We start from the raw sequence: 23,845 nt of genomic DNA, 5'->3' as shown, positions 1-23,845 counted from the left end.
AAAGAAGGTCTTGTGACTGAGGAAGAGTTGGCCTGCGTTCCGTTATCACTTAAGCGTTGGGCCGTGTGGCCATATCGCCTTGCGATGATTTTGGCTATTAGCTGGGGCTATTGGTGCACTTGGTTCTAGTGGTCGCTCGTTTTCCTACACCTGAGCAGTTGATGCTGTTTCGCGTAAGGAAAAAGGACAGTACGGGTTACTTCACCGGCACCTGGAACGACCGCGAAGGTCAACCCAAACCCTGCACAACGCCGCTGTCCATAACTGAAGCTGTCAACTCGAAGGCCTGGATATTCCGTACTGGCAAGGGCCGGTGCAGTTTGAAGGTGGGGTTTCTAGGCGGCAAGATCATAGAGATCGATGGTGATTTGATCTTTCAACCAGAGGGGGCCTGACTATGGATTTTTTTCTCGTCTATACCATTGTGCTGTTTGTTGGGATGTCTATCCTCTTGGGACTGATGCTATTTGCCGAATATAAAAAACTCGATGAGTTGGAAAGTTACTTCAGTGAGAACGAAAAGGTTCGTTACCATAAGCGATTTTGGAAAAGAAATCAGCGGATCGACAGATTTCATCGGATGGGCCTGATGATTGATTTTCTATCAAACCCAAAACCCTTTTTGAAAGCAGGTCTTGTGACCGAGGCCGAGCTGGCGTCTGTTCCTATAGCGCTCAAGCGTTGGGCGTTGTGGCCATATCGCATTTCTTATATCTGGCTTGTTGCATTAGGCGTTTGGTCCGTTTGGTATAAGTGGTGATGAATATTTCCTATGCTACGATGTCGTTGTTTCTTGCCTACACCATTGTAATGATTATTGGGGCGTTCGTCGTCCTGGGACTGATGCTTTTTGCCAAACGTACAAAACTCGACGAGCTGGAAAGTTACTTCAGTGAAAACGCAGAGGTTCGTAAACGTAAGCAACTCTGGGGGCCAAACCCACGGTTCGGCGGATTTCATCGCATGGGCCTGATGATTGATATCCTGCTAATGTCAAAACGCTACGTGAAAGAAGGTCTTGTGACTGAGGAAGCGTTGGCCTGCGTTCCGTTATCACTTAAGCGTTGGGCCGTGTGGCCATATCGCCTTGCGATGATTTTGGCTATTAGCTGGGGCTATTGGTGCACTTGGCTCTAGTGGTCGCTCGTTTTCCTACACCTGAGCAGTTGATGCTGTTTCGCGTAAGGAAAAAGGACAGTACGGGTTACTTCACCGGCACCTGGAACGACCGCGAAGGTCAACCCAAACCCTGCACAACGCCGCTGTCCATAACTGACGCTGTCAACCCGAAGGCCTGGATATTCCGTACTGGCAAGGGCCGGTGCAGTTTGAAGGTGGGGTTTCTAGGCGGCAAGATCATAGAGAACGATGGTGATTTTATCTTTCAACCAGAGGGGGCTTGACTATGGATTTTTTTCTCGTCTTTAGTATTTTGCTGTGTGTAGGCGCTCTGGTTGGCGTGGGGCTGATGTTATATGCAGAGTGCAAAAAGCTCGAAGTGTTGGAAAGCTACTTCAGTGAAAACAAGCTGGTTTGCGATAACAAACGTTTTTGGGGAAGAAATATGCGGATCGACAGGTTTCAGCGCATGCTTCTGATCAATCAATTGTTAGGAATGCCCAAACTGCATGTAAAGAGGGGCGATGTGACTGAGGCAGAACTGGCTTCAATCCCGATATCCCTCAAGCGTTGGGCACTTTGGCCGTATCGTCTTTCTTTTATTTGGCTGATCGCATCAGTCGTTTGGGGAATTTGGTACCGATGGTAGCTCACCTGTCCTCACCGCCACCTGGATGAACCTGAGTATTCCGTACTGGAAGGGTCGGTGAGGTTTAAGGGCTCTGGAGATGACCAGGTATTAGCACTTTTCTGTAGGCGCCGATCTTCTTCTGTGTAGGCAACTTCCTAAATGTGATTGAGCCCCCTGGGGCTTGTATCCGGACAGTATTCGCTTGCCTATATTTCGACGCCAACTTCATTGGTGATTTGATATTCCAGCCAGAGGGGGCTTAACCATGGATTTTTTTCTCGCCTATACCATTGTTTGGTTTTTTGGAATGTTTGTCGTCTTGGGACTTATGCTATTTGCCGAATATACAAAACTCGACGAGTTGGAAAGTTACTTCAGTGAAAATGAAGAAGTTCGCAACAACAAGCGCTTTTGGCGACGAAACCAATGGATCGACAGACAATATCGCATGATGCTGATTTTTGAATACCTTGCAGACTCTAAACGTCATGTGAAAGCCGGTCTTGTGACCGAAGCCGAACTGGCGTCTATTCCTTTAGCGCTCAAACGTTGGGTGTTGTGGCCCTATTACCTTGCGTTCATTTGGGCTATCGCAACGGTCGTTTGGTCGGTTTGGCGCAGGTGGTGCAACGTCATCATCTGAAAGGCACTGCATTTCTTTCAAAAAATACTGTACATACATACAGTAATATCCTACAGTTCATCCCAGGTGACCGGATGTCACCTGACCTTCAGTTTTTAACTATGGATGGATAAAAAATGAAATCGAAAAAAAACCTTATGCTGGGTGCAGCCATGGCGGCCTCCTGCTTCGTTTCGGCCTTCGCCCTGGCCGAGCAATACCCTCACCTGGCTGCGCAAGCGCTTCAACCCAGCGTCAAACAGGCGTTGAAATCCAGTGCAAAAATCGCCGCCAACAAGGCTCCCACGGCGCTGAAACAGCAACTGCGGGCAGGCGCTCAGTCGAAGAAAGCGGTATTCGCCGCGAAGGCCAAGGCCGACTCGGTGGTGGAAGACAACACCGCGCCGGCCCCCGTCACCCAAGTACAGAAAGCCACTGCCAAACAGGCTGCTGCAGTGCAGGCGGCGCTGGTTCAGGGCTGTGAAACCACGCTGGATGTCAACGCGCTCTATACGATCACCGGCGTGCAAACCGGCGACCTGCTGTGCTACCACTTCAACCTGCCGAAGAAGGCCCGGATCAACGCTCTGCTGGTCAGCCAGACGGCGGGCACCGACATGTCGTTGACCTTGTTCCAGGACGACGGCCAGGGCAATCCGCTGCCCTTGGGCACCTCCAATAACCCGGGCACCGCTGATGAGAGCCTTGGCGGCGTGGTGCCGGCCGGTGATTACTACTGGTTCATGGAAGCCAACGCGGCGGTCCAGGGGTCGGGCTTTCAGTTCGGTGTGGCGGTCGATACCAACCTCGACGCCTTCGAACCCAATGACACGCCGGACACCGCCTTCAAACTGCCTGACACGCTGAACTACATCAGTGGCAATGCCGACAGTCTCGATGACGTTGATTACTTCGACTTCACCGCAGTACGTGGCCAGAGCGTGGGGATCGCATTGACTGCCGACGCCGCCAGCGGCAGCGCGCGGGGCAAATGGATACTGGAGCGTTTCGATGGCGCGCAGTGGGTCACCGTGGGCGCGAATGTGCTATCGACCTCGATCCCGAGCCCTGGCGTCGGAGGGGTGGTCAAGGTGCGCGTGCGTCCGAACCAGCACCCGAACGAACCGTGGAGCGCGACGGGCAAATACAACCTGTCGCTGGGTTCCAGCCCGCGGGTGAACAGCCCTGATGTAAAAGGCGAGGCGAACGTGTTGCGCATCCCGTTCTCCGCTTCCAATGTGGGCTATGGCTACATGACCACCCAAGCCTATCGCGACCTGACTTGGACCATGGGCCTGTCGGACAGCACCGGTGCGCCGCTGGTAGGGCTGCATCCGATTGTGTATCTCGATCAGCATATCAACCCGGACACCGGCAATATCGTCTACAAGGCCTACTCGGCGGCCACCGACAGCTCGGGTCAAGCCAGCGGCACGATCAACGTGGGCACGTGCTCCGGTGATTTCCAGACCACTTTTGTCGATTATGCCCAGGGCTACAAAAACACCTGGCGCAGCGACTTTAACTACGGCGTGTGGCGCATGGAAGTACTGGAGTATCCGGGCATCGGTGTCGGTGGTGACAATGTCGAGTACGTCAGCTTCGGCCACTTGTGCAAACAGACGCTGCTCAGCAGCACCAAGAGCTGATGCAGTAAACCGGTAGTACCCAGGGCATACAGGCCGAGCGCCTGTATGCCCTTTTTGCATTATGGCGTCAGCGCCAGTTTCAACGGCACGCGTGCCATGCTCTCGGGCGGTGGCGAATGTGCGAGTTTTTGCTCCAATAGGCGAGCCCTCGATAGGACGGGCTCAGGCGTGAACATTCAAATCAGCGGGTCCCAGCGTTGTGACCAGTCGCTTTCCGCCTTGACCACACCGCGCAGCAACTCCAGCGCCTGCTGCAACACGGCCGAATCCCGCGCCCGTGAGTACACCAGGAACGTCGGGAAGCTGAACTCCGGCGCCTTGGGCGCGCGTTGCATCACGCCGCTGTCGAGGTAGCTTTGCACCACTCGGGTACGGAAATATCCGGCACCGCCGTTCTCCAGAATGTATTGCAGCGCCAAGGGCCCGAGGTTGAAACTCAGCGCGGCGCGGGCCTTGTCGGGCAGCGCGGCGTCATGCTGCTGGCGAAACCCCGGGCCCCAGTCGATATACACATACGGGCCCGGCTTGCTCACCAGTTGCACCAGGATCAGCTTTTCTTCCAGCACCTGCTCCACCTGCAAACCTGGCCAGTACTGCGGCTGGAACACCAGCGCGGCGTCGAGCACACCCAGTTCCAATTGGCGCAGCAGGTATTCGCCCTCACGGATTTCCGTGCGCAGCGCATAGCCTGGGATATGTTCGCGCAAGGCCTGGGCCCAGCCGAGCATCAACGGGTTGCACAGGCTGACCTCACCGCCGATATGCAGCACATTGCGATAGCCCTCGGGCAATGGCAGGTCGCGGCGCGCGGCTTCCCAGGTTTGCAGCAGTTGGTTGGCGTACACCACAAAGGCCTCGCCGTCGGCGGTCAGTCGCGCACCGGCGCGGTTGCGCACAAACAGCGTGCTGTCCAGCTGGCTTTCGAGGTTCTTCACGCGGGCGGTGATGGCGGTCTGGGTGACGTGCAGTTTCTCGGCCGCCGCGGCCAGGCTGCCGCAGCGGGTGATTTCGAGGAAAGTGCGTGCCAGTTCGATGTCCATGAAGCCCCCAGGGATGATTGGGGGCCTATTGTAGTGGAATGCGCTCAAGAACTGTGGGAGGGGGCTTGCTCCTGATTGCAGTGTGTCAGTTGACTGATCGGGTTCTGGCACACCCCCATCGGGAGCAAGCCCCCTCCCAGCGTTGGGTTGGATCTACGCTGTTCCGGTGATCGGGGCTGGCAGGGGGGCGGTAGGGAATGCTTTTGCATATGCCTGGCAAACCCGCAACACCGTCTCATCGGCAAACCGCGCCGCCACCACGTGCAACCCCACCGGCAAGCCATTCGCCGCCAACCCGCACGGCACCGACGCTGCCGGTTGCTGGGTCAGGTTGAAGGGGTAGGTGAACGGTGTCCACTCCATCCATTCGTGCATCCCGGAGCCTGGCGGCACGTTGTGCCCGGCCTCGAACGCGGTGATCGGCATCATCGGCGACACCAGCACATCGTAGTGCTCATGGAACGCCGCCATCCGCGCCACCAGGGCTGCCCGTGCTTCCAGGGCCGCGCTGAAATCGTCCAGGCTCAGGCCCTCGCCGCGTTGCGCGATACGCAGCAGGCCGGGGTCGAGCAGCTGTTTTTGCGCCGCGCTCATCGGGCCGGTCAGACGGGCCGCGCCGGCCGCCCACAAGGTGTTGAACACCTCCTGCGGGTCGCTGAAACCCGGGTCGATCTGTTCGACATGGGCGCCCAACTGCACCAGGCCGGCCACAGCCCGGGCGACCACTTTGGCCACCTGCGGGTCGACATCGACGTAGCCGAAGGTGGGGCTGTAGGCAATGCGCAGGCCCTTCAAGTCCGCGGTCTCCGACAACCAGGGCGTGGTCCTTGGCGCGCCGATCAAGCCGTCTCGCGCATCCGGTTGTGCAACGGTTTGCAGCATCAAGACGCTGTCTTCCACGGTGCGGGTCATCGGCCCCAGGTGCGACAGGATCGTCATCGAACTGGCCGGCCACTGCGGCACATAGCCGAAGGTCGGCTTGATCCCGAAGGTGCCGGTAAACGCACAGGGAATGCGGATCGAGCCGCCGGCATCGCTGCCTTGGTGCAACACCCCCAGGTTCAGCGCAGCCGCCGCGCCCGCGCCGCCGGAGGAACCGCCGGTGGTCATGCGCGTGTCCCACGGGTTGCGGGTGATGCCGTACAGCGGGTTGTCGGTGACGCCTTTCCAGCCGAATTCCGGGGTGGTGGTCTTGCCCAGCAGCACCGCACCGGCCTTGCGCATAAACGCCGGGAAGGGCGCGTCCACGTCCCACGGGCCCTCGGCCGAGGTGGTGCGCGAGCCCTTGCGCGTGGGCATGCCGAGGGTCAGCGTGAGGTCCTTGATCGACGCCGGTACGCCATCCAGTGCGCCGCAGGGTGCGCCTTTCAACCAGCGCGCTTGCGAGGCGCGTGCGGCGTTGAGTGCGCCCTCGGCATCGACATGGCAATAGGCATTGACCAGCGGGTTATAGCGCTCGATGCGCAACAGCGCGTCTTCGGTGACTTCCACCGGCGACAAGCTCTTGTCACGAAAATGCTGCAGCAGTTGCACCGCCGTCAGTTGGCCGATCTCACTCATGCCTGATCCCCCTGTGCCGCATTGACCATGGCGCGCAGCAACACTGCGCAACCTGCCGCCAGATCATCTGGTGCGGCGTTCTCGATTTCGTTGTGGCTGATGCCGCCTTCGCATGGCACAAAAATCATCCCGGCCGGGCCCAATTCGGCGACGAAAATCGCGTCGTGCCCGGCGCCGCTGACGATGTCCATATGACTCAGGCCCAAGGCGTCGGCGGCGTCGCGCACGGCGTTGACGCAGGCCGGGTGGAAGTCCAGCGGCGGGAAGTCGGCGGTGGCGGTCAACTCGAACGTCAGGCCGTGGCGTGCAGCGCTGGCTTCGATCACGCCGCGCACTTCATCGACCATGGCCTGCAGCTTGTCGGCATGCAGATGGCGCAGGTCGATGGTCATCTGGACCTGGCCCGGAATCACATTGCGTGAGCCGGGGCGCAGGCTCAGGCAGCCGACCGTGCCGCAGGCGTGGGGTTGCTGTTGATGTGCGATGCGGTTGACCGCGCTGACCACCTCGGCGGCGCCGACCAGGGCGTCCTTGCGCAGGTGCATCGGCGTCGGGCCGGCGTGGGCCTCGACGCCGGTGAGGGTCAGGTCGAACCACTTCTGGCCCAGGCAGCCCATCACCACGCCGATGGTGGTGGCGCGGTCTTCCAGCACCGGGCCTTGTTCGATATGCGCCTCGAAATACGCACCGACCGGATGGCCGAGCACCGCACGCGAACCGGCATAACCGATGCGCCGCAATTCGGCGCCCACCGACAGGCCCTGGTCGTCCTGCTTGTCCAAGGTGTCCTGCAAGTCGAACTTACCGGCGAACACTCCAGAACCCATCATGCACGGCGGGAAGCGCGAGCCTTCTTCATTGGTCCATACCACCACCTCGATCGGCGCTTCGGTTTCGATCTTCAAATCATTGAGGGTGCGGATCACTTCCAGGCCGGCCATCACCCCGAAGCAACCGTCGAACTTGCCGCCGGTGGGCTGGGTGTCGATGTGGCTGCCGGTCATCACCGGCGGCAGGGCGGGATTGCGCCCTGGGCGCCGGGCAAAAATATTGCCGATGGCGTCGATGCTGACGCTGCACCCGGCCGCCTCGCACCACTGCACGAACAGGTCTCGGGCCTGGCGGTCGAGGTCGGTGAGGGCCAGGCGGCACACGCCGCCTTTGACGGTGGCGCCGAGTCGGGCCAGGTCCATCAGCGATTGCCACAGGCGGTCGCGGTTGATCAGTGGGGCGTTGCTCTGGAGCGGTTGTGCAAAGCTATTCATCTTCGAACTCCGGTCAGGCACTCAGGGCGAGGTAGCGGTTCTTGATCGTCGGGTCGGCGCGGAAGGCTTGCGCGCTGCCCTCGTACACCACGCGGCCCTGTTCGAGCACGTAATGGCGATCGGCGAGCTTGTCGCAGACCATCAGGTTCTGTTCCACCAGCAGCACCGGCAGGCCGTCGTCCTTGACCTTGCGCAGGATCTTCACCAACTCGTCGACGATCACCGGGGCCAGGCCTTCGGTGGGTTCGTCGAGGATCAGCAGCTTGGGATCGTTGAGCAGGGCGCGGGCGATGGCGAGCATCTGTTGCTCGCCGCCGGAGAGCGCGTGGCCGGCGTTTTTGCGTCGTTCCTTGAGGCGCGGGAACATGCCGTAGACGTCTTCGAGTTGCCAGCGGCTGCTCTTGCGCGCGGCGATGCGCAGGTTTTCCTCGACGGTGAGCAGGCGGAAGATCCCGCGGTTCTCCGGCACCAACGCCAACCCCTGGCGCGCAATTTCAAAGATCTTCTGGCCCACCAGCGCCTGGCCGTTGAAGTGGATCTGGCCCTGGCGCGGGCAGATGATGCCGAGGATGCTGCGCAGCGTGGTGGTCTTGCCGGCGCCGTTGCGGCCGAGCAGGGTCACCAGTTCGCCGGGGTTGACGGTCAGCGACACGCCTTCGAGCACGTGGCTCTTGTCGTAGTAGGAATGGATATTCTCGACGATCAGCATCAGGCAGCCTCCCCAAGATAAGCCGTTCGCACACGTTCATCGGCGCGCACGAACTCCGGCGTGCCTTCCACCAGGATCTGGCCGTGGCTCATCACCGTGATGCGCTGGCTGATGGACATGACGATGCTCATGTTGTGTTCGATCAGCAGCACCGTGTGGTCGCGGCCCAGGTCGCTGATCAGTTGAGTCATGATCGGGATGTCATCGATGCCCATGCCCGAGGTGGGCTCGTCGAGCATCAACAGTTTCGGCTTGGAACAGATCGACATGCCCACCTCCAGCACCCGTTGCTGGCCATGGGACAACTCGCCGGCCAGGGTCGCGGCGCGGGCCGTGAGTTGCAGGCGTTCGAGCACCTGGTCGGCCATCTCCAGGTGTTCGCGCTTGCTCTCGACCCGACGCCAGAAATTCAAGGCGCGCGCACCGTCGCGACCTTGGGCGGCCAGGCGCAGGTTTTCGCGCACGCTGAGGTTCTGGAACAGGCTGGTGAGCTGGAACGAACGCGCCATACCGAGGCCGACGCGGGCGTGGGCCGGTTTGCGCATCAGTGGCTGGCCGTCGAAATGGATCGCCCCGGCGGTGGCCTGGCGTTCGCCGGTCAGGCAATGGAACAGGCTGGTCTTGCCCGCGCCGTTGGGGCCGATGATGGTGTGGATGGTGCCGGCCGCGACCTTCAGGTTGACGCCGTTGACCGCATGGAACGCGCCATAGGCCAGCTCCAGGTTTTTGGTTTCCAACAGGATGCTCATAGCCCTTGCTCCTTGGCGACGACGACCTTGCGGCGGCCGCGCACTTTCTCGAACAGCGACGCCAGGCCGCCCCACAAACCACCGCGCATGAAGATCACCACCAGGATCAGGATCATCCCCAGCAACATCAGCCAGCGCGGCCACAGATCGGAGAGGAAATCCCCCAGCAGCACGATGGAACCGGCGCCCAGCAACGAACCGAACAGCGAGCCGGTGCCGCCGACGATGGTCATGATCAGGATGTTCTCGGACATCGCCAGGTCGATATTCGACAGCGGCACAAAGTGCAGCAACATGGCGTACAGCGCCCCGGCGATCCCGGTGACCGCGCCGGACAGCACGAACACCAGGATCTTGAAGTGGCGCGTGTCATAGCCGATGGCCGAGGCACGGGTTTCGTTTTCGCGGATCGCCATCAGCGTGCTGCCGAACGGCGAGGCGATGACGCGGCGTGCGCCGATAAAGATCAGCAGGAACAGCACCGCGACAAAACCGTAGAACGCGCGGGCGTCGGCCAACGACAGCAACACGCTGTCGCCGATGCGGATCTCCGGGCGCGGCACGCTGAGCAGGCCGTTGTCGCCGCCGGTCCAGTCGCTCAGGGTGTAGGCGACGAAGTACGCCATCTGGCTGAACGCGAGCGTCAGCATGACGAAGTAGATACCGGTGCGGCGGATCGCCAGGGCACCCACCAGCAGCGCCAGAAAGCCGCCGGCCACGGCAGCGCCGAGCAGTGCGCTGAACAGACCCAGTTGCAGGTGGATCATCAGCAGCGCCGCGCAGTACGCACCGGCCCCGAAGAAGATGCCTTGGCCGAACGACAATAGCCCGGTGTAGCCGAGCAACAGGTTGCAGGCCAGGGCGGCCATGGCAAAGATCAGGATTTCGCTGGCCAGGGTCGCCGAGGGCAGGACCAGCGGCAGGCCGATCAGCACCGCCAGCACCCACAGCAACATCGCTTTGGATTGGGTCTTGGCGAACGGCAGGGGATTTTTCTCGCTCATGTCAGGCTCTCCCGAACAGGCCGTAGGGGCGGACCAGAATCACCACGGCCATCGCGCCGTAGATCATCAGGCTCGCACCCTGGGGCCAGAGTGTGGTCATCAGGCTTTGCACCACGCCCACCAGCAAACCGCCGACCAGCGCACCGCTGAACGAGCCCATGCCGCCGATGACGACAACCACAAAGGCGATCCCGAGAATTTCCGGTCCGACAAAGGGCTGGGCACCGCGCAACGGCGCGAACAGTACGCCGGCCATGCCGGCCAGGCCGACGCCGAGGGCAAAGGTCATGGAGAACAGGCGGAAGATATTCGTGCCCAGCAGCGACACGGTTTCGGTGCTCTCGCTGCCGGCGCGCACCAGTGCGCCGAAGCGCGTGCGTTCCAGCAGCAGCCACAGGCCCAGGCCCACCAGCCCGGAAAATACGATGAGGAACAGGCGGTAATAGGGATAGACGAAATCGCCCAGCACCAGCACCCCGCGCAGCAGTTCCGGCACGGCGACGCTTTTGCCCACCGGGCCCCAGATCATCACGCTGGCTTCCTGGATGATCAGCGCGATCCCCAGCGTCACCAGGATCTGGAACATGTGCGGCAAGTGATAAATCCGCTGGATCAGCAAGCGCTCGATCACCCACGCCAGCGCGGCCACCACCAGCGGTGCCAGCAGCAGCGCCAGCCAGAAGCTGCCGGTGAGGCTCACGGCGGTGTAGCAGATGTAGGCGCCCAGCAGGAAGAACGCACCGTGGGCGAAGTTGACGAAGTTGAGCAGGCCGAAAATGATCGTCAGCCCGACCGCGATCAGGAAGTAGATCATCCCCAGGCCAAGGCCATTGAGTATCTGGAACAGGTAAAGATTGAGCATGCAGGAACCCTCGGCAGGAAGCCGCTCGCGCGGCCCTGCGGTGCAAATAGTCAGGGGGTCAGCCGAGCGTGCAGCCCGTGGCCTCGACCGGCGGGAATGACTGGCCGGCGCTGAGCACCTTGGCCAGGTCGTCCTTGTCGGCCATGTCGGCGGCGGCCTTGCCGATCAGCAGGTAGTAATCCTTGATCACCTGGTGGTCGCCGGCACGGATCGACTCCTTGCCGGTGGGGCCCTCGAAACTCAGGCCCTGCATGGCCTTGGCCACGGTCGGCCCGTCGAAGCTGCCGGTGGCGATGATGGTGTCCAGCATGACCTTGGTGCTGATGTAGTCGGCGGCCAGCGGGTAAGTGGGGTTGATGCCGTACTTGGCCTGGGTCAGCTTGACCAGTTCGCGGTTGAGCGGGCTGTCGACCTGGTGCCAGTACTGCGCGCCGAGGTACACGCCTTCGAGCACATCGCTGCCCAGTTCCTGGAACTGGTCGAGGCCGGCAGACCACACCAGCAGCACTTTCATGCGCTCCTTGATGCCGAAGTTGACCGCCTGGCGCAGGGTGTTGGACGACTGGCTGCCGAAGTTGAGCAGCACCAGCACGTCGGGCTTGGTGGCGATGGCGTTGGTCAGGTAGCCGGAGAATTCCTGCTCCTGCAGCGAGTGGTAGCTGTTGCCGACGTGTTCCAGGCCATGTTCCTTGAGCACGTTTTTGGCGCCCTCGAGCAAGGCTTCGCCGAACACGTATTGCGGGGTGATGGTGTACCAGCGCTTGGCGTCCGGCAGCAGCTTGATCAGCGGCACCAGGGTTTCGCGAATCGCGCCGTAGGTCGGCACCGACCAGCGGAAGGTCGCGTGGTTGCAGTCTTTGCCGGTGACTTCATCGGCACCCACCGGGGTCATGAACACGCCGCCGGCCTTGTCGACTTCCTTGGCCACTGCCAGCGCCGACGACGACAGGGTGCAGCCCTGGAAGAACCGCGCGCCGTCCTGCGCAATCGCTTCCTGTACCTTGCGCACCGCCTTGCCCGCGTTGCCTTCGGTGTCGATGACCTTGTAGTTCAGCGGGCGCCCAAGAATCTCGGGGTGTTGCGCCACCGCCAGGCGCGAACCCATGTCGGCGAACTTGCCATAACTGGCAAAGGCGCCAGACATGGACTTGAGGCCGTAAAAGGTAAAAGGCTCGGCGGCGAATGCCGAGCGCACGCTCAGCGGCAGGCTGAGGGCGGAGGCGAGGGTGAGGCTGGCTTTCAATAACGTACGACGCTGCATGGGGTGACTCCCTGGTTTAGTTATTGGCAGGAGCGGCAAGGGCGATACGGTGGAGCAGGGCCTGTGGGCAGGCATTTTTTTATTGGGGTAACGCAGTGTGCGGGTTGGAATGCAGTCAACTGTGGGAGGGGCGGTGCGACGATTTGACTTGCTCCCGATAGCGGTGTGTCAGTCGATATAACGGTGACTGTGCCGGCCTCATCGGGAGCAAGCTCCCTCCCACATTGGAGCTGGGGTGTTCTTAAGAGTGATCGAACTCCAGTAGAAAATGCGGGCTGACCTGGCCTTCGAGCGCGGTCATATGGTGTTCGGCGTCGCACATGTGTTCATGCATCAGGCTACGCACCGCGCTTTCATCGCCGGCGCGAAAGGCGCTCAACAGTTGCTTGTGATAGTCGAGGTTGGCCGCGTCGAACTGCTTGCGCTTGGGCTTGTAGGCTTTTTTCAGCACCACCAGGTCGCGCAGCAGGTCGTTGAGAAATTGCGCCGTAAAGCTCAGCAGCGGGTTGGGGCAGGCCTTGGCGAGCAGGTTGTGGAACTCCAGTTCCGCCAGGCGTTGTTCGCGCTGGCCGGCTTCGCTGTCTTCCGGCGCGCTGCAAAAATCCACGTTGGCCTGCAGGGCCTGGTAGTCGTCTTCGCTCAGGCGCCCGAGCACCGACACCGCCAGTTCCACTTCGATGACCTTGCGCAACTGGTACACCTGCTCGCCATCCAAGTGCTGGAAGTGCAGGTAGTTGCGCAGTGCGCGGCTGGCCGGTTCGGTGCCGGCCTGGTTCAGGTAGGCTCCGCCACTCGGGCCGGTGCGCGTGCTGACCAGGCCTTCGACTTCCAGGGCCTTGAGCGCTTCGCGGGCCGAGCCCTTGGAGCACTGGAAGCTTTCCATCAGCTCGCGCTCGGTGGGCAGGCGGTCGCCGGGCTTCAAGGCGTCGGTGACGATGGAGCGCTTGACCGACTCGACAATCACGTCGGACAGCTTCTGGCGTTTGCGTCGTAGCGGGCGAGTGAGCATGGGGTCTATTTATCGTATTAATGCGGATAAATAGTACTTAATAACGATTGGGCCGTAGCGTCAACGCAGGGTGTCGTTTCTGGTGTGGAAAGGTCGCAAACGGAGACTCATTGCACAGTGGCATCCGTACACACCGTCGAGCGCGGCGGTTTGTTCCCATGCATCAGATAATCGCCCACCCACTGGTTCACACAGGCACTCACGCCGCTGAACGAAACCCCGTGGGCATAGGCGTTCTTCAGCTGTACGCGGCTCGCCGGGAAGGTGCGTTCGAAGGCCCAGGCGGCGCCGGTGGACGGGGTTTGGTCGTCGAATTCGGCCTGGACCATCAGCAGACTGTCGAGCCGGGCGAGTTCCTTGTACGGCAAGCCCCGGCTGTGTTGTTGCGGCCAGGTGGTGCATTGGCGCGCCTCGAGGGCGCTGCCGGCGACCGGGTACTTGGCGAGCGATTCGGTTTCTTTCTGCTGCCAGAGGTCTTCGTTGGAGTAGGTCGAGTCATTGCACAGGATCGCGGTTTTGACCGAGTCGGCGGCCGACATGCGCAACGGCCCGGGCTTGGGCACGTTGGCCTGCAAGGGTTCGCGCACGCGTTGCAGCAGCAGGCTGAACATCGACTTGGCGCGCTCTTCGATCACCGGGTCGGGGCTGAAGCGGTGTGCGCGGGCACGCGTTTCCAGCGCCAGGTCGTCGCCGTCGGGAGTGTCCCGCAGCCAGCGGCTGAGCACATGGGCGCCCATCAGGCCGGCGGGGTCGCTGTAGAAACGGTTGCTGGAACGCAGCGCGGTACGCACGCTGGGCAGCAGTTCCATGAACACACGGCGCACGGCGGCCGGCGTGTCGCCCAGCTGATACACACCAGGGTCGAGGGCGGCGGCCTGGGCCACGAAGCGCTCGAAAATCTTCTCCTTTTCGCTGGCGACGATCACGCTGGCGTGCTCGAACGTTGAGGTCCAGTTGATGTTCGAGTCGAGCACCATGCGCCCCACGTTCGCCGGAAACAGGCCGCCGTACCAGGCGCCGAGCCAGGTGCCGTAGGCGTTGCCCAGGTAGTTGAACTGCAACTCGCCCAATTGCTTGCGCACAAATTCCAGGTCGCGGGCGGTTTGCTCGGTGGTGATGTAAGGCGTCAGCGGGTGGCTGGCGCAGGCTTGGGCGATCAACCGTGCATTCTGGCGCGCGGCGGTGAGGTTGGCCGCGCTGCGGTCTTCGCTGACGTCCGCTTGCGGCACGATCCGCGCGTCGGAGCGGCACTCCAGGCGTGAGCCCGGCAGCCGGCCCAGGCCCCGCGGGGTGACTTCGATCACATCATAGGTATCGGCCAACTGGCGGTAAGTGTCGCCCCAGTCGGGTTGTCGGGCGTAGTGCTTCCAGACGGTGGCCAGGTGTACGGCGAAGGCGCCGCCGGCGTCGAGCCCGGGGCCCCCCGGGTTGGCGAATATCGCGCCCTGGCGTGACAGCGGCAGTTTGGCGCCGACACGGGTGATGTCGAAGCTGATGCGACCGCGCTCCGGCGCCCCATGGTCCAGGGGCGCGGTGACGATGCCGCATTGGGTGCGTTCGATGACTTCCGGGTCCAGGCGTTCGAGCGTCGGCTGCGGGCAGTCCAGGAACCATTCGATGCCGAACGGCGAGCGCGGCGTTTCAGCGTAAGCGCCGGTGGGCGCCAGGGCTGCGACCAGCACCAGGCAACGGTAGGTGATTGCGCTTGCAGCTGGAAGGGGTTTCATCAGCGATCCTGGCCTGTCGTGTGAGAAAAAGAAGCCACTGTTGTGGCTGCTCATTCGGGACGACTTTTTTACCAAGGACCGTGGGGGGAAAAATGTAGGAGGACAAAACGGCGAGTGTACGAAATGCGACTTTCGTTTATCGGATGTCGGATTCCCAGCCGCCGCCCAAGGCTTTGTACAAGGCGATACTGGCTTGCAGGCGCGACAAGCGCAGTTGCACATTCAGGTCCTGGGCCGTGTACAGGGTGCGCTGGCTGTCCAGCACGCTCAGCCAGTCTTCGGCGCCCGCCTGGTAGCGGCTTTCGGCGATGCGCAAGGCGTTCTGCGCCGCCTGCAGCTCTTGCGTTTGCCATTGGCGCTGCTGGTCCAGGCGCGTGATGTTGCTGAGGGCTTTTTCCACATCGGCGAAACCGTTGATGATCGCCCCGCGATAGGTCTGCAGCAGCTCGTCCTGGCGCGCGCGGGCCTTGTCCCGTTCGGCGGTTAAACGGCCGTTGTTGAAGATCGGTGCGACCAGGCCGCCAGTCAGCGTGTAATACGGGCTGCGCAGGATCTCCACGGCTTTGCCGGCGTCGGAGCCGAAGGTCGCGCCGAGCGTCACCGCAGGCAGCATGGCCGCGCGGGCGACGCGAACATCCGCTTGCGCCGCCGCCAGTTCGGCTTCGGCCTTGGCCAGGTCGGGGCGCCGGCTCAGCAGTTGGCTGGGCACGCCCGGGCCGATGCGCGGCCAGGTGAGGGCCTGGAAGGGCTCGGTGCCCAGGTCCAACGCCTGGACCGGCTGGCCGAGGAGGGCGGCGAGGGTGATCCGCGACTCTTGCGCCAGTTGTTGAATCAGCGGCAATTGCCGTTGCTGGCTGGCGACCAGGCTTTGCTGCTGGGCCAGTTCCAGGGCCGTGGCGGAACCGGCGTCGTAGCGGGTCTGCACCAGTTCCAGCACATTGCGTGCATTCGCCAGGTTCAACTCGGCGATCTGCTCGCGCTGGCGTGCGGCGAGGGTTTGCGCGTAGCGGTCGGCGACGTTGCTGAGCAGGGTCAGTTCCACGGTAGCCTGGTCCGACGCGCTGGCCCGCAGGCTATGCAGGGCGCTGTCTCGCGCGGCCGCGCGGCCGCCCCAGAAATCCACTTCATAACTGGCGCTGAGGTTGGCGCCGAAGCTGTTGACCGTGTCATTGCTTTGCGTCGCGTCCAGGTCCGGCCCGCCCTGGCCGCGCAGTAACCTCTGATGGCTGGTGGACAGGTTGAACTTCACTTCCGGCAACAGCGGCGCGCCGGCGATCACTGCCTTGGCTTGGGCCTGGCGCACCCGTGCGACGGCGGCCGCCACGTCAAAACTGTCACGGCGCGCCTGTTCGATCAGGCGGTTCAGTTGCGGGCTGCCGAATTGCGTCCACCAGCGCTGATTGTTGAGTTGGGCGGCGTCACGCTCGGCGTATTGCCAGGCGGTCGGTGCTGCCACGCCGCTGTCGACGGCGGGCAGGCTGGCGGCGCAGGCATTGAGCAGCAGGCACAGGCCGAGTACGCACACGGGGGAGGCGGGAGATCGTTTATTCACTGGTCAACGCCTTAACCGGATCGAGCCGGGCAGCTTTACGGGCCGGCATAAAGCCGAATACGACGCCGGTGACCAGTGCGCAGCCAAACGCGCCGAGCACCGCCACCAGGGAAAACTGCACTGCGACCTTGGCCAGCATCAGCACGCCGCCGACCAGCAGCGCCAGGCCGATACCGCACAGGCCGCCAACCACCGAGAGCATCAGCGCCTCGGTCAGGAACTGGCGCAGGATGTCGCGCTGGCGCGCGCCGGTGGCCATGCGGATACCGATTTCGCGGGTGCGTTCGCGCACGGTCATCAACATGATGTTCATCACCCCGATGCCGCCCACCAGCAGCGAAATCGCGGCGATCGAACCGAGCATCAGCGACAGCGTGTTTTGCGTGCGCGCCTCGGCCTGGATCATTGCCGCGTTGTTGGTCAGTTGGTAGTCACGCTTGCCGTTATGCAGGCGCAGCATCAGTTGGTCGATGGCGTGTTCGGCTTCCCGCACCTTGCGCGCATCGGCGGCGGCAATCACCACGTATTCGGGGTTGTACGTGCCGAACAGGCGCACGCTGGCGGCGGTGTAGGGAATGGCCACGCGGTCGTCGCTGTCTTTGTTGCCGGAGCTGGAGCCCTTTTCCGCGAGCACGCCGATCACCTGGAAAGGCACGTTTTCGATGAGGATGTATTGGCCGATCGGGCTGACCTGCTTGAACAGTTTCTCTCGGATGCGGTGGCCGATCACCGCGACCGTGGCACCGGCGCGCTCGTCGGCTTCGGTGAAGTAACTGCCCTCGACCACCGGCCAGTTGAAGATCTGCGGAAAGTTGACATCGTTGCCGCCCACATAGGCCAGGTAATCCAGGTTGCCGTAGCGGATGCCGGCGTCGCTGCCGTTGACCGGCATGATCCGCTTGATCTGCGGCAGCGTCGCCAATGCCGCGACATCGTTGAGGGTCACGATGCCCAGCGGCGTGCGCGGGTTGGGCGAAGAGCCGCTGAGGTAGAGGATGTTGGAGCCGAATGCGCCCATCTGTGCCATGACCTGGCGTTTGCTGCCTTCACCCACCGCCAGCATCACCACCACCGAGGCCACGCCGATGATGATCCCGAGCAGGGTCAGGGCGGTGCGGAAGCGGTTGATCCACATCACGCGCCAGGCGGCCTGCACGGCGTCGAGCAGTTCGGCCTTCCACGCGCCGTTGTGCTCGGCGCCTTCGGCCAGGCGCTGGCGCAGGTCGACGGCTTGCAGCGCCGCGCTGTCGGCGCTGGCCGGGCGGTGGCGGGTGCTGTCCGCCGAGTCGCTGATGATCAGGCCGTCGCGAATTTCGATGATTCGGTTGGCCCGCGCCGCCACGTCGCGGTCGTGGGTGATCAGGATCACCACGTGGCCCTGGCTGGCCAGTTCGTCGAGCAGGCTCATTACCTCGGCGCCGCTGTGGCTGTCGAGGGCGCCGGTGGGCTCGTCGGCGAGGATGATATGCCCGCCGTTCATCAGCGCGCGGGCGATGGAGACCCGTTGCTGCTGGCCGCCGGACAGTTGATGCGGACGGTTGCCGGTGCGGTCGGCCAGGCCCAGGCGCGTGAGCAGGGCCCTGGCGCGGGCGTGGCGTTCGGCGGCGCTGATGCCGGCGTAGATCGCTGGCATTTCGACGTTTTCCTGGGCCGACGCCGACGGGATCAAGTGGTAGCCCTGGAACACAAAGCCGAAGGCTTCGCGGCGTAGCCAGGCCAGCGCGTCGCTGTCCAGGTGCGCGACGTTTTCGCCGGCGAACAGGTAGTCGCCAGCGGTGGGGCGGTCGAGGCAGCCGAGGATGTTCATCAGCGTGGATTTGCCGGAACCCGAGGCGCCGACGATGGCGACGAATTCCCCGGCATGGATCGACAGGTCGACGCCGCGCAATACGTCGACCTGCGGGCTGTCGCCGCCGCCGTAGGATTTGCGGATGTGCTTGAGTTCGATCAGGGGCGTGCTCAATTCAACCCACCGCTGCCGGCGCCCGGCCCGATCAGCAGGTGATCGCCTTCGCTGAGGCCTTCCAACACTTCGACGCGCAGGCGGTCGCTGATACCCAGGCGCACGACGCGCTCTTCGATGCGGCCGTTTTCCGCGACCACGCGGGCGGTCTGCCGGTCGGCGCTGGTGCTGTCTTGCAGGGCGGCGACCGGCGCGGTGAGCGCATCCTTGACCTGGCCGGCGACGAAAAACACCTGGGTGGTCATTTCGGCCATCAAGGCGTTGTCGCTGTTGTCCACGTCCAGCAGCACGGTGTACAGCACCACGCGGCCGCTGCCGCTTTTGTTCGAACTGCTGGGGCTGCCGCTGCCCTGGGTTTCGTTCAGCGGCTTGGGCGGGATCGGCAGGATCTGCCGCACGCTGCTGGTCCAGCGGCGGTTGCCGCCGCTGAGGGTGGTGAAATAGGCGGTCATACCGGGTTTGACGTGGCCGATATCGGCTTCCGAGACCTCGGCCCACACGGTCATCGGTGACAACTTGGCGATGCGCAGGATCAGCGGGGTTTGCTGCTGGGCATTGAGGGTCTGGCCGACCCGTGCGTCCACCGCCACCACGGTGCCGGTCATCGGCGCATAGATGCGCGTATAGCCCAATTCCGCCTCGTCCCTGCGCAGGCTGGCCTGGGCCTGGAGAATCTGCGCCTGGAACATGTCGACCCGTGCCTGGGTGGCGCTCAGTTCGGACTTGGCGGTTTGCACGTCCTCTTCGCGGGTCGCGTTGCCGGCGGCCAGGCGCTGCTGGCGCTGGTACTTCTGGCGCGCCAGTGCGTGCTGGGCTTTCTGCTCCTGCAATTGGGCCTTGAGGTTTTCGATGGCGTAGCGGCTGGCGTCGAGCTTGGCTTTTTGCGTCGAGGGGTCGATCTCTACCAGCAACTGGCCTTCCTGCACCTGATCGCCGGCTTCGACATGGATCTTGCGGATCTGCCCGGACGCCTGGGCGCCCACATCCACATAGCGTCGCGGTTGCAGAGTGCCCAGGGCGGTGACGCTGTTTTCAATGTTGCCGCGGGTCACGGTAACGGTGGCCAGGTTGTCGCGCCCCGGCGGCTGCAATTGCCAGGCGGCGATGCCGATAACAGGGATCAGGCACGCCACAACCAGCAGGGCGTGTCGGGCAGGTCGAGGGCGTTTCATGGGTTGGTTCCAGCCAGGAAAGTTCGGACCGCAGTTGCGGGGGGGCTGACAGTTAAACGAGAGCATGGCCCGAAGATTTAGGCTGTTTCACAAGTAGTTACAGTGCTGGCGAGTAAAAAAATTGCCCGCTGAAGCAAGTCTTCTTTAAAAGTAGATGAGAATTACTATAAATTGCACTTACCCAAACTGCCATCACTCATGGGCTGTCTTTTTAAGCATTCAAGGACCTAATACCGCCGTCAGGTGGTCGGGAGTCATGTTGGAAAACTACTATCGCGAGCTGGTGTGTTTCCTCAACGCCAAGCTGGGCAACCGCCAGGTGGCCGAAGATGTGGTGCATGACGCTTATGTGCGGGTGCTGGAACGCGCCAGTGACACCCCCATCGACCAGCCCCGCGCCTTTTTGTACCGTACCGCGCTGAACCTGGTGATCGACGGCCATCGACGCAACGCCTTGCGTCAGGTCGAGCCGTTGGAGGTGCTGGACGCCGAAGAGCGCTTCGCCAACGCTTCGCCCCACGCTACCCACGATCACACTCAGCGCCTGCAGATGCTCGAACGCGCCTTGGCCGAGTTGCCGGCGGTCTGCCGCGACAGCTTCCTGCTGCGCAAGCTCGACGGCCTGTCCCACGCGCAGATTGCCGAGCGCCTGGGGATTTCCCGCAGCCTGGTGGAAAAACACATCGTCAATGCGATGAAGCACTGCCGGGTGCGGATGCGCGAGTGGGACGCACCCTGAGCGTCGAGTGGTTAAATTTTAATTCATTGTCCTCGTTTCCTATCAACACATGACCTGTTGTGCAGGTCGTGAAGGTATTCCCGCCCCACCGCCAAGGGGCTTATCCAGAGGACACTGGAATGACACAGGCAATTGCTTCGCCCGCGGTTCACGACTTGATCGGTATCGGTTTCGGCCCTTCGAACCTGGCGCTGGCCATCGCCCTGCAGGAGCGCGAAAAGGCCCAGGGCAAACTGGACGTGCTGTTTCTCGACAAGCAGGCCGACTACCGTTGGCACGGCAATACCCTGGTGACCCAGAGCGAACTGCAGATTTCGTTCCTCAAGGACTTGGTGACCCTGCGCAACCCCACCAGCCCATATTCCTTCGTCAACTACCTGAAAGCCCACAACCGTCTGGTCGATTTCATCAACCTTGGCACGTTCTATCCGTGCCGCATGGAGTTCAACGACTACCTGCGCTGGGTCGCCGGGCAGTTCCAGGCCCAGAGCCGCTACGGCGAGGAAGTGCTGGCCATCGAACCGATCCTGCATCAGCAGCAGGTTGAAGCACTGCGCGTGATTTCCCGCGATGCGTTGGGTGAACAGCATGTCCGCACCACCCGTTCGGTGGTGGTCAGCGCCGGCGGCACGCCGCGCGTGCCCGACGTGTTCAAGGCGTTCAGGGATGACCCCCGCGTGTTCCACCATTCCCAGTACCTGGCGCGCATGGCCCAGCAGCCTTGCGTGCAGGGCAAGGCGATGCGTATCGCGGTGATCGGCGGCGGCCAGAGCGCGGCCGAAGCGTTCATCGATTTGAACGACGGCTTCCCGGCGGTACAAGTCGATATGATCCTCCGCGGCTCGGCGCTGAAACCGGCGGATGACAGCCCGTTCGTCAACGAAGTGTTTTCGCCGGCCTTTACCGACCTGGTGTTCCAGCAGGTCGGCGCCGAGCGTGAGCGGCTGATCGCCGAGTACCAGAACACCAACTATTCGGTGGTCGACCTGGAGTTGATCGAGCGCATCTATGGCATCTTCTATCGCCAGAAAGTCTCCGGCACCGCGCGCCAGGCCTTCCGCACCATGACCGTGGTCGAGAACGTCAGCGCCGGTCCGTTGGGCATCGAGTTGACCCTGCGCAATAACACCAGTGGCGAAACCAGCGTCAGCCATTACGACGCGGTGATCCTGGCCACCGGCTACGAGCGCCAGATGCACCGCGAGTTGCTGGCGCCGCTGCAGGCCTATATGAGCGATTTCGAAGTCAGCCGCGACTACCGCATCGTGACGGATGAGCGGTGCAAGGCCGGCATCTACATCCAGGGTTTCAGCCAGGCCAGCCATGGGTTGAGCGATACCTTGCTGTCGGTGCTGCCGATCCGGGCGGATGAAATTGCCGCATCGTTGTACGCGCATGATCGCCACCGTGGGCAGGGGCGTTCGGTGCAGGATTTGCTGCTTGCTACGGCGAGCTGATGAACGCTTGTAGCGACTTTTGGAGGCGGGGTAGAAAATGTGGGAGGGGGCTTGCCCCCGATGGCGGTGTATCAGTCAACTAATTTGTAGCTGACAGATTGCAATCGGGGGCAAGCCCCTCCCACACTCTTGACCGCGTTCAGCTTCCAGGATGTGGTCGGCTATAAGGCCGCGCCCAAGAGCAGAATGAGCCCTATCTGATCCACGGAGATCCAAATGTGGGAGGGGGCTTGCCCCCGATGGCGGTGTATCAGTCAACTAATTTGTAGCTGACAGATTGCAATCGGGGGCAAGGCCCCTCCCACACTCTTGACCGCGTTCGGTTTCCAGGATGTGGTCGGCTATAAGGCCGCGCCCAAGAGCAGAATGAGCCCTATCTGATCCACATTTGATCTTTGGTGTCTGGGGGTCAGGCCAGTTCGGTGGCGGTGTTTTTGACTACCGCGAGTTCGGGGTGGGCCACCAATTTGTCGATGTGCAACTCATCGTTGTTCAACCAGGTCTCCGTCAGCACTCGGTAATGTTCCATATCCCGGCAACGCATGCGCAGGCTGTAGTCGAACGGCCCGCTGATCAACTGGCATTCGAACACCTGCGGGCAGGCTTTGACGCAGGCTTCGAAGGCCTTTTGCGCCGAGCGCCCGCTCTGGTTGGACAAGGCCACCAGCACCAGCAGCGACAGCCCCGGTGAGACCATCTGCACGTCGGTGATCGCCCCGTACCCGCGGATCACCCCGCGCCGTTCGAGCTTGCGCACCCGTTCCAGGCACGGCCTGGGGGTCAGATGCACCAGCGACGAGAGCTTCTCGTAGGTGATACGTCCCTGATGCCGCAGCACGTCGATGATCGCCTCATCGATGCGATCCAGCGCAGGGGAGGAATGGGGTCCGTTGGCCTTGGTATCCATGGGTTTCACTTCAAGCGGTTGGAAAGAAATTGCTGCAAGCGTTCGCTGTTGGGATGGTCGAGAATTTCGGCACCGCCTTGTTCTTCGACGCGGCCCTGATGCAAAAACAGCACTTGGCTGGACACCTGGCGGGCAAAGCCCATTTCGTGGGTGACCATCAACATGGTACGACCTTCCTCAGCCAACGTCTGTATGACTTTGAGGACTTCTCCTACAAGCTCAGGGTCCAAGGCGGAGGTCGGTTCGTCGAACAGAATGATTTCCGGTTCCATCGCCAAGGCGCGGGCGATGGCGACGCGCTGCTGCTGGCCGCCAGACAGAAACGCCGGGTATTGATCCGCCACCCGGCCCGGCAAGCCGACCTTGTCCAGGTACAGCCGCGCACGTCGTTCCGCCTCGGCCGCACTCACGTCCAACACCCGACGCGGGGCCATGGTGATGTTTTCCAGTACGGTCATGTGGCTCCACAGGTTGAAATGCTGGAACACCATGGCCAGGCGTGTGCGCAGGTTCTGCAGTTGCGCCTGGTGCGGTGCGCGGGTGCCGGCGCGGCCCTGGCGCATTTCGATGCTGATGCCGTCCAGGGTGATGACCCCGGCGTCCGGCTGTTCGAGAAAGTTGATGCAGCGCAGCATCGTGCTTTTGCCCGAGCCGCTGGCGCCGATCAGGCTGATCACATCGCCGTTGCGTGCGTTGAGGGAAACGCCCTTGAGCACTTCATGTTCGCCGTAGCGTTTGTGGATGCCTTCGACTTGCAGTTTGACCGCCGCCGTCGCCGCCTTGGCGATAGGGGCTGCGAGTGTATCGACGGGATAAGTGGCCAGGGCCTGCGCGGACTGATTCATGGG

Annotated in this window: 23 protein-coding genes and 1 pseudogene; 9 read left to right on the top strand and 15 right to left on the bottom strand. The window is 62.1% G+C overall.

All coding sequences use genetic code 11. From position 1 onward, the window contains the following. The first annotated feature begins 161 nt into the window (after positions 1–161). The 7 genes and pseudogenes from MOQ67_RS20845 (at position 162) to MOQ67_RS20815 (ending at position 4,021) form a co-directional block, all read left to right on the top strand. Positions 162–395, top strand: coding sequence for a hypothetical protein (locus MOQ67_RS20845; RefSeq protein ID WP_104902815.1), 234 nt, complete (start codon positions 162–164; stop codon positions 393–395). Between the two features lie 2 nt (positions 396–397). After that, a complete protein-coding gene (locus tag MOQ67_RS20840) occupies positions 398–760 on the top strand; it encodes a hypothetical protein (protein ID WP_046490582.1) in 363 nt (120 codons plus the stop codon). Between the two features lie 20 nt (positions 761–780). Next, positions 781–1,137 carry a hypothetical protein gene (locus tag MOQ67_RS20835; RefSeq protein ID WP_104904528.1) on the top strand — a complete coding sequence of 119 codons (357 nt, stop codon included), beginning with the start codon at positions 781–783 and terminating at the stop codon, positions 1,135–1,137. Between the two features lie 26 nt (positions 1,138–1,163). Continuing rightward, a pseudogene (locus MOQ67_RS20830) lies at positions 1,164–1,375 on the top strand (hypothetical protein); the annotation flags it as partial. Positions 1,376–1,405: 30 nt separating this feature from the next. Beyond that, entirely contained in the window at positions 1,406–1,768 is a 363-nt protein-coding gene (locus tag MOQ67_RS20825; RefSeq protein WP_169884457.1) for a hypothetical protein, read from the top strand. Positions 1,769–2,015: 247 nt separating this feature from the next. Continuing rightward, positions 2,016–2,393 (top strand): hypothetical protein, encoded by a 378-nt coding sequence (locus MOQ67_RS20820; RefSeq protein WP_169884456.1) that lies wholly within the window; start codon positions 2,016–2,018, stop codon positions 2,391–2,393. Positions 2,394–2,509: 116 nt separating this feature from the next. Further along, complete coding sequence (locus MOQ67_RS20815) at positions 2,510–4,021, top strand: hypothetical protein (RefSeq protein WP_017847523.1); 1,512 nt, start codon at positions 2,510–2,512, stop codon at positions 4,019–4,021. Positions 4,022–4,197: 176 nt separating this feature from the next. On the opposite strand, the gene MOQ67_RS20810 is transcribed toward MOQ67_RS20815, so the two are convergent. From MOQ67_RS20810 to MOQ67_RS20750, 13 genes are all read right to left on the bottom strand, one after another. Continuing rightward, positions 4,198–5,061, bottom strand: coding sequence for a LysR family transcriptional regulator (locus MOQ67_RS20810; protein ID WP_017847522.1), 864 nt, complete (start codon positions 5,059–5,061; stop codon positions 4,198–4,200). Between the two features lie 153 nt (positions 5,062–5,214). Next, a complete protein-coding gene (locus tag MOQ67_RS20805) occupies positions 5,215–6,621 on the bottom strand; it encodes an amidase (RefSeq protein WP_198718258.1) in 1,407 nt (468 codons plus the stop codon). Continuing rightward, on the bottom strand, positions 6,618–7,886 hold the full coding sequence (locus MOQ67_RS20800; protein ID WP_017847520.1) for a Zn-dependent hydrolase: 1,269 nt from the start codon (positions 7,884–7,886) through the stop codon (positions 6,618–6,620). Before MOQ67_RS20800 ends, MOQ67_RS20805 begins: the two co-directional genes overlap by 4 nt. Before the next feature lie 13 nt (positions 7,887–7,899). After that, positions 7,900–8,595, bottom strand: coding sequence for an ABC transporter ATP-binding protein (locus MOQ67_RS20795; RefSeq protein ID WP_017847519.1), 696 nt, complete (start codon positions 8,593–8,595; stop codon positions 7,900–7,902). Continuing rightward, positions 8,595–9,344: an ABC transporter ATP-binding protein gene (locus tag MOQ67_RS20790; protein ID WP_017847518.1), complete on the bottom strand. Its 750-nt coding sequence runs from the start codon at positions 9,342–9,344 to the stop codon at positions 8,595–8,597. The genes MOQ67_RS20795 and MOQ67_RS20790 overlap by 1 nt, the downstream gene beginning before the upstream one ends. After that, positions 9,341–10,348, bottom strand: coding sequence for a branched-chain amino acid ABC transporter permease (locus MOQ67_RS20785; RefSeq protein WP_126589061.1), 1,008 nt, complete (start codon positions 10,346–10,348; stop codon positions 9,341–9,343). The genes MOQ67_RS20790 and MOQ67_RS20785 overlap by 4 nt, the downstream gene beginning before the upstream one ends. A gap of 1 nt (position 10,349) precedes the next feature. After that, a complete protein-coding gene (locus MOQ67_RS20780) occupies positions 10,350–11,210 on the bottom strand; it encodes a branched-chain amino acid ABC transporter permease (protein WP_046382793.1) in 861 nt (286 codons plus the stop codon). 58 nt (positions 11,211–11,268) lie between these two features. Then, the gene (locus MOQ67_RS20775; protein WP_046382794.1) at positions 11,269–12,471 is read right to left on the bottom strand and encodes an ABC transporter substrate-binding protein; all 1,203 of its coding nucleotides are present in this window, start codon (positions 12,469–12,471) and stop codon (positions 11,269–11,271) included. A gap of 241 nt (positions 12,472–12,712) precedes the next feature. Then, the gene (locus MOQ67_RS20770; protein ID WP_046382795.1) at positions 12,713–13,480 is read right to left on the bottom strand and encodes a FadR/GntR family transcriptional regulator; all 768 of its coding nucleotides are present in this window, start codon (positions 13,478–13,480) and stop codon (positions 12,713–12,715) included. A 107-nt stretch (positions 13,481–13,587) separates the two neighbouring features. Next, the gene (locus MOQ67_RS20765) at positions 13,588–15,207 is read right to left on the bottom strand and encodes an alpha/beta fold hydrolase (protein ID WP_198718259.1); all 1,620 of its coding nucleotides are present in this window, start codon (positions 15,205–15,207) and stop codon (positions 13,588–13,590) included. 136 nt (positions 15,208–15,343) lie between these two features. Continuing rightward, positions 15,344–16,759 carry an efflux transporter outer membrane subunit gene (locus MOQ67_RS20760; protein WP_198718260.1) on the bottom strand — a complete coding sequence of 472 codons (1,416 nt, stop codon included), beginning with the start codon at positions 16,757–16,759 and terminating at the stop codon, positions 15,344–15,346. After that, on the bottom strand, positions 16,752–18,722 hold the full coding sequence (locus tag MOQ67_RS20755; RefSeq protein ID WP_198718261.1) for a MacB family efflux pump subunit: 1,971 nt from the start codon (positions 18,720–18,722) through the stop codon (positions 16,752–16,754). The genes MOQ67_RS20760 and MOQ67_RS20755 overlap by 8 nt, the downstream gene beginning before the upstream one ends. After that, positions 18,719–19,894: an efflux RND transporter periplasmic adaptor subunit gene (locus tag MOQ67_RS20750; protein ID WP_104902823.1), complete on the bottom strand. Its 1,176-nt coding sequence runs from the start codon at positions 19,892–19,894 to the stop codon at positions 18,719–18,721. The genes MOQ67_RS20755 and MOQ67_RS20750 overlap by 4 nt, the downstream gene beginning before the upstream one ends. A 256-nt stretch (positions 19,895–20,150) precedes the next feature. Between MOQ67_RS20750 and MOQ67_RS20745 the strand changes: the two genes are divergently transcribed. Both MOQ67_RS20745 and MOQ67_RS20740 read left to right on the top strand, forming a co-directional pair. Beyond that, positions 20,151–20,633: a sigma-70 family RNA polymerase sigma factor gene (locus MOQ67_RS20745; RefSeq protein WP_017847509.1), complete on the top strand. Its 483-nt coding sequence runs from the start codon at positions 20,151–20,153 to the stop codon at positions 20,631–20,633. Between the two features lie 119 nt (positions 20,634–20,752). Then, a complete protein-coding gene (locus tag MOQ67_RS20740; protein WP_198718262.1) occupies positions 20,753–22,090 on the top strand; it encodes a lysine N(6)-hydroxylase/L-ornithine N(5)-oxygenase family protein in 1,338 nt (445 codons plus the stop codon). Positions 22,091–22,499: 409 nt separating this feature from the next. On the opposite strand, the gene MOQ67_RS20735 is transcribed toward MOQ67_RS20740, so the two are convergent. After that, a complete protein-coding gene (locus tag MOQ67_RS20735) occupies positions 22,500–22,997 on the bottom strand; it encodes an Lrp/AsnC family transcriptional regulator (protein WP_198718487.1) in 498 nt (165 codons plus the stop codon). A 5-nt stretch (positions 22,998–23,002) separates the two neighbouring features. Then, positions 23,003–23,842 (bottom strand): ABC transporter ATP-binding protein, encoded by an 840-nt coding sequence (locus tag MOQ67_RS20730; RefSeq protein ID WP_198718486.1) that lies wholly within the window; start codon positions 23,840–23,842, stop codon positions 23,003–23,005. Positions 23,843–23,845: the final 3 nt, after the last annotated feature.

It is taken from the genome of Pseudomonas sp. LY-1 (assembly GCF_053502595.1).
This window is presented reverse-complemented; position numbering and strand designations above follow the sequence as displayed.

What these genes read in the sequence shown, in the direction of transcription:
- MOQ67_RS20790 (WP_017847518.1), bottom strand. Translation starts at nt 9,344, where the DNA reads ATGAGCATCCTGTTGGAAACCAAAAACCTGGAGCTGGCCTATGGCGCG.
- MOQ67_RS20745 (WP_017847509.1), top strand. Translation starts at nt 20,151, where the DNA reads ATGTTGGAAAACTACTATCGCGAGCTGGTGTGTTTCCTCAACGCCAAG.
- MOQ67_RS20845 (WP_104902815.1), top strand. Translation starts at nt 162, where the DNA reads ATGCTGTTTCGCGTAAGGAAAAAGGACAGTACGGGTTACTTCACCGGC.
- MOQ67_RS20750 (WP_104902823.1), bottom strand. Translation starts at nt 19,894, where the DNA reads ATGAAACGCCCTCGACCTGCCCGACACGCCCTGCTGGTTGTGGCGTGC.
- MOQ67_RS20795 (WP_017847519.1), bottom strand. Translation starts at nt 8,595, where the DNA reads ATGCTGATCGTCGAGAATATCCATTCCTACTACGACAAGAGCCACGTG.
- MOQ67_RS20820 (WP_169884456.1), top strand. Translation starts at nt 2,016, where the DNA reads ATGGATTTTTTTCTCGCCTATACCATTGTTTGGTTTTTTGGAATGTTT.
- MOQ67_RS20775 (WP_046382794.1), bottom strand. Translation starts at nt 12,471, where the DNA reads ATGCAGCGTCGTACGTTATTGAAAGCCAGCCTCACCCTCGCCTCCGCC.
- MOQ67_RS20805 (WP_198718258.1), bottom strand. Translation starts at nt 6,621, where the DNA reads ATGAGTGAGATCGGCCAACTGACGGCGGTGCAACTGCTGCAGCATTTT.
- MOQ67_RS20770 (WP_046382795.1), bottom strand. Translation starts at nt 13,480, where the DNA reads ATGCTCACTCGCCCGCTACGACGCAAACGCCAGAAGCTGTCCGACGTG.
- MOQ67_RS20765 (WP_198718259.1), bottom strand. Translation starts at nt 15,207, where the DNA reads ATGAAACCCCTTCCAGCTGCAAGCGCAATCACCTACCGTTGCCTGGTG.
- MOQ67_RS20735 (WP_198718487.1), bottom strand. Translation starts at nt 22,997, where the DNA reads ATGGATACCAAGGCCAACGGACCCCATTCCTCCCCTGCGCTGGATCGC.
- MOQ67_RS20835 (WP_104904528.1), top strand. Translation starts at nt 781, where the DNA reads ATGTCGTTGTTTCTTGCCTACACCATTGTAATGATTATTGGGGCGTTC.
- MOQ67_RS20740 (WP_198718262.1), top strand. Translation starts at nt 20,753, where the DNA reads ATGACACAGGCAATTGCTTCGCCCGCGGTTCACGACTTGATCGGTATC.
- MOQ67_RS20785 (WP_126589061.1), bottom strand. Translation starts at nt 10,348, where the DNA reads ATGAGCGAGAAAAATCCCCTGCCGTTCGCCAAGACCCAATCCAAAGCG.
- MOQ67_RS20815 (WP_017847523.1), top strand. Translation starts at nt 2,510, where the DNA reads ATGAAATCGAAAAAAAACCTTATGCTGGGTGCAGCCATGGCGGCCTCC.
- MOQ67_RS20780 (WP_046382793.1), bottom strand. Translation starts at nt 11,210, where the DNA reads ATGCTCAATCTTTACCTGTTCCAGATACTCAATGGCCTTGGCCTGGGG.
- MOQ67_RS20810 (WP_017847522.1), bottom strand. Translation starts at nt 5,061, where the DNA reads ATGGACATCGAACTGGCACGCACTTTCCTCGAAATCACCCGCTGCGGC.
- MOQ67_RS20730 (WP_198718486.1), bottom strand. Translation starts at nt 23,842, where the DNA reads ATGAATCAGTCCGCGCAGGCCCTGGCCACTTATCCCGTCGATACACTC.
- MOQ67_RS20825 (WP_169884457.1), top strand. Translation starts at nt 1,406, where the DNA reads ATGGATTTTTTTCTCGTCTTTAGTATTTTGCTGTGTGTAGGCGCTCTG.
- MOQ67_RS20840 (WP_046490582.1), top strand. Translation starts at nt 398, where the DNA reads ATGGATTTTTTTCTCGTCTATACCATTGTGCTGTTTGTTGGGATGTCT.
- MOQ67_RS20800 (WP_017847520.1), bottom strand. Translation starts at nt 7,886, where the DNA reads ATGAATAGCTTTGCACAACCGCTCCAGAGCAACGCCCCACTGATCAAC.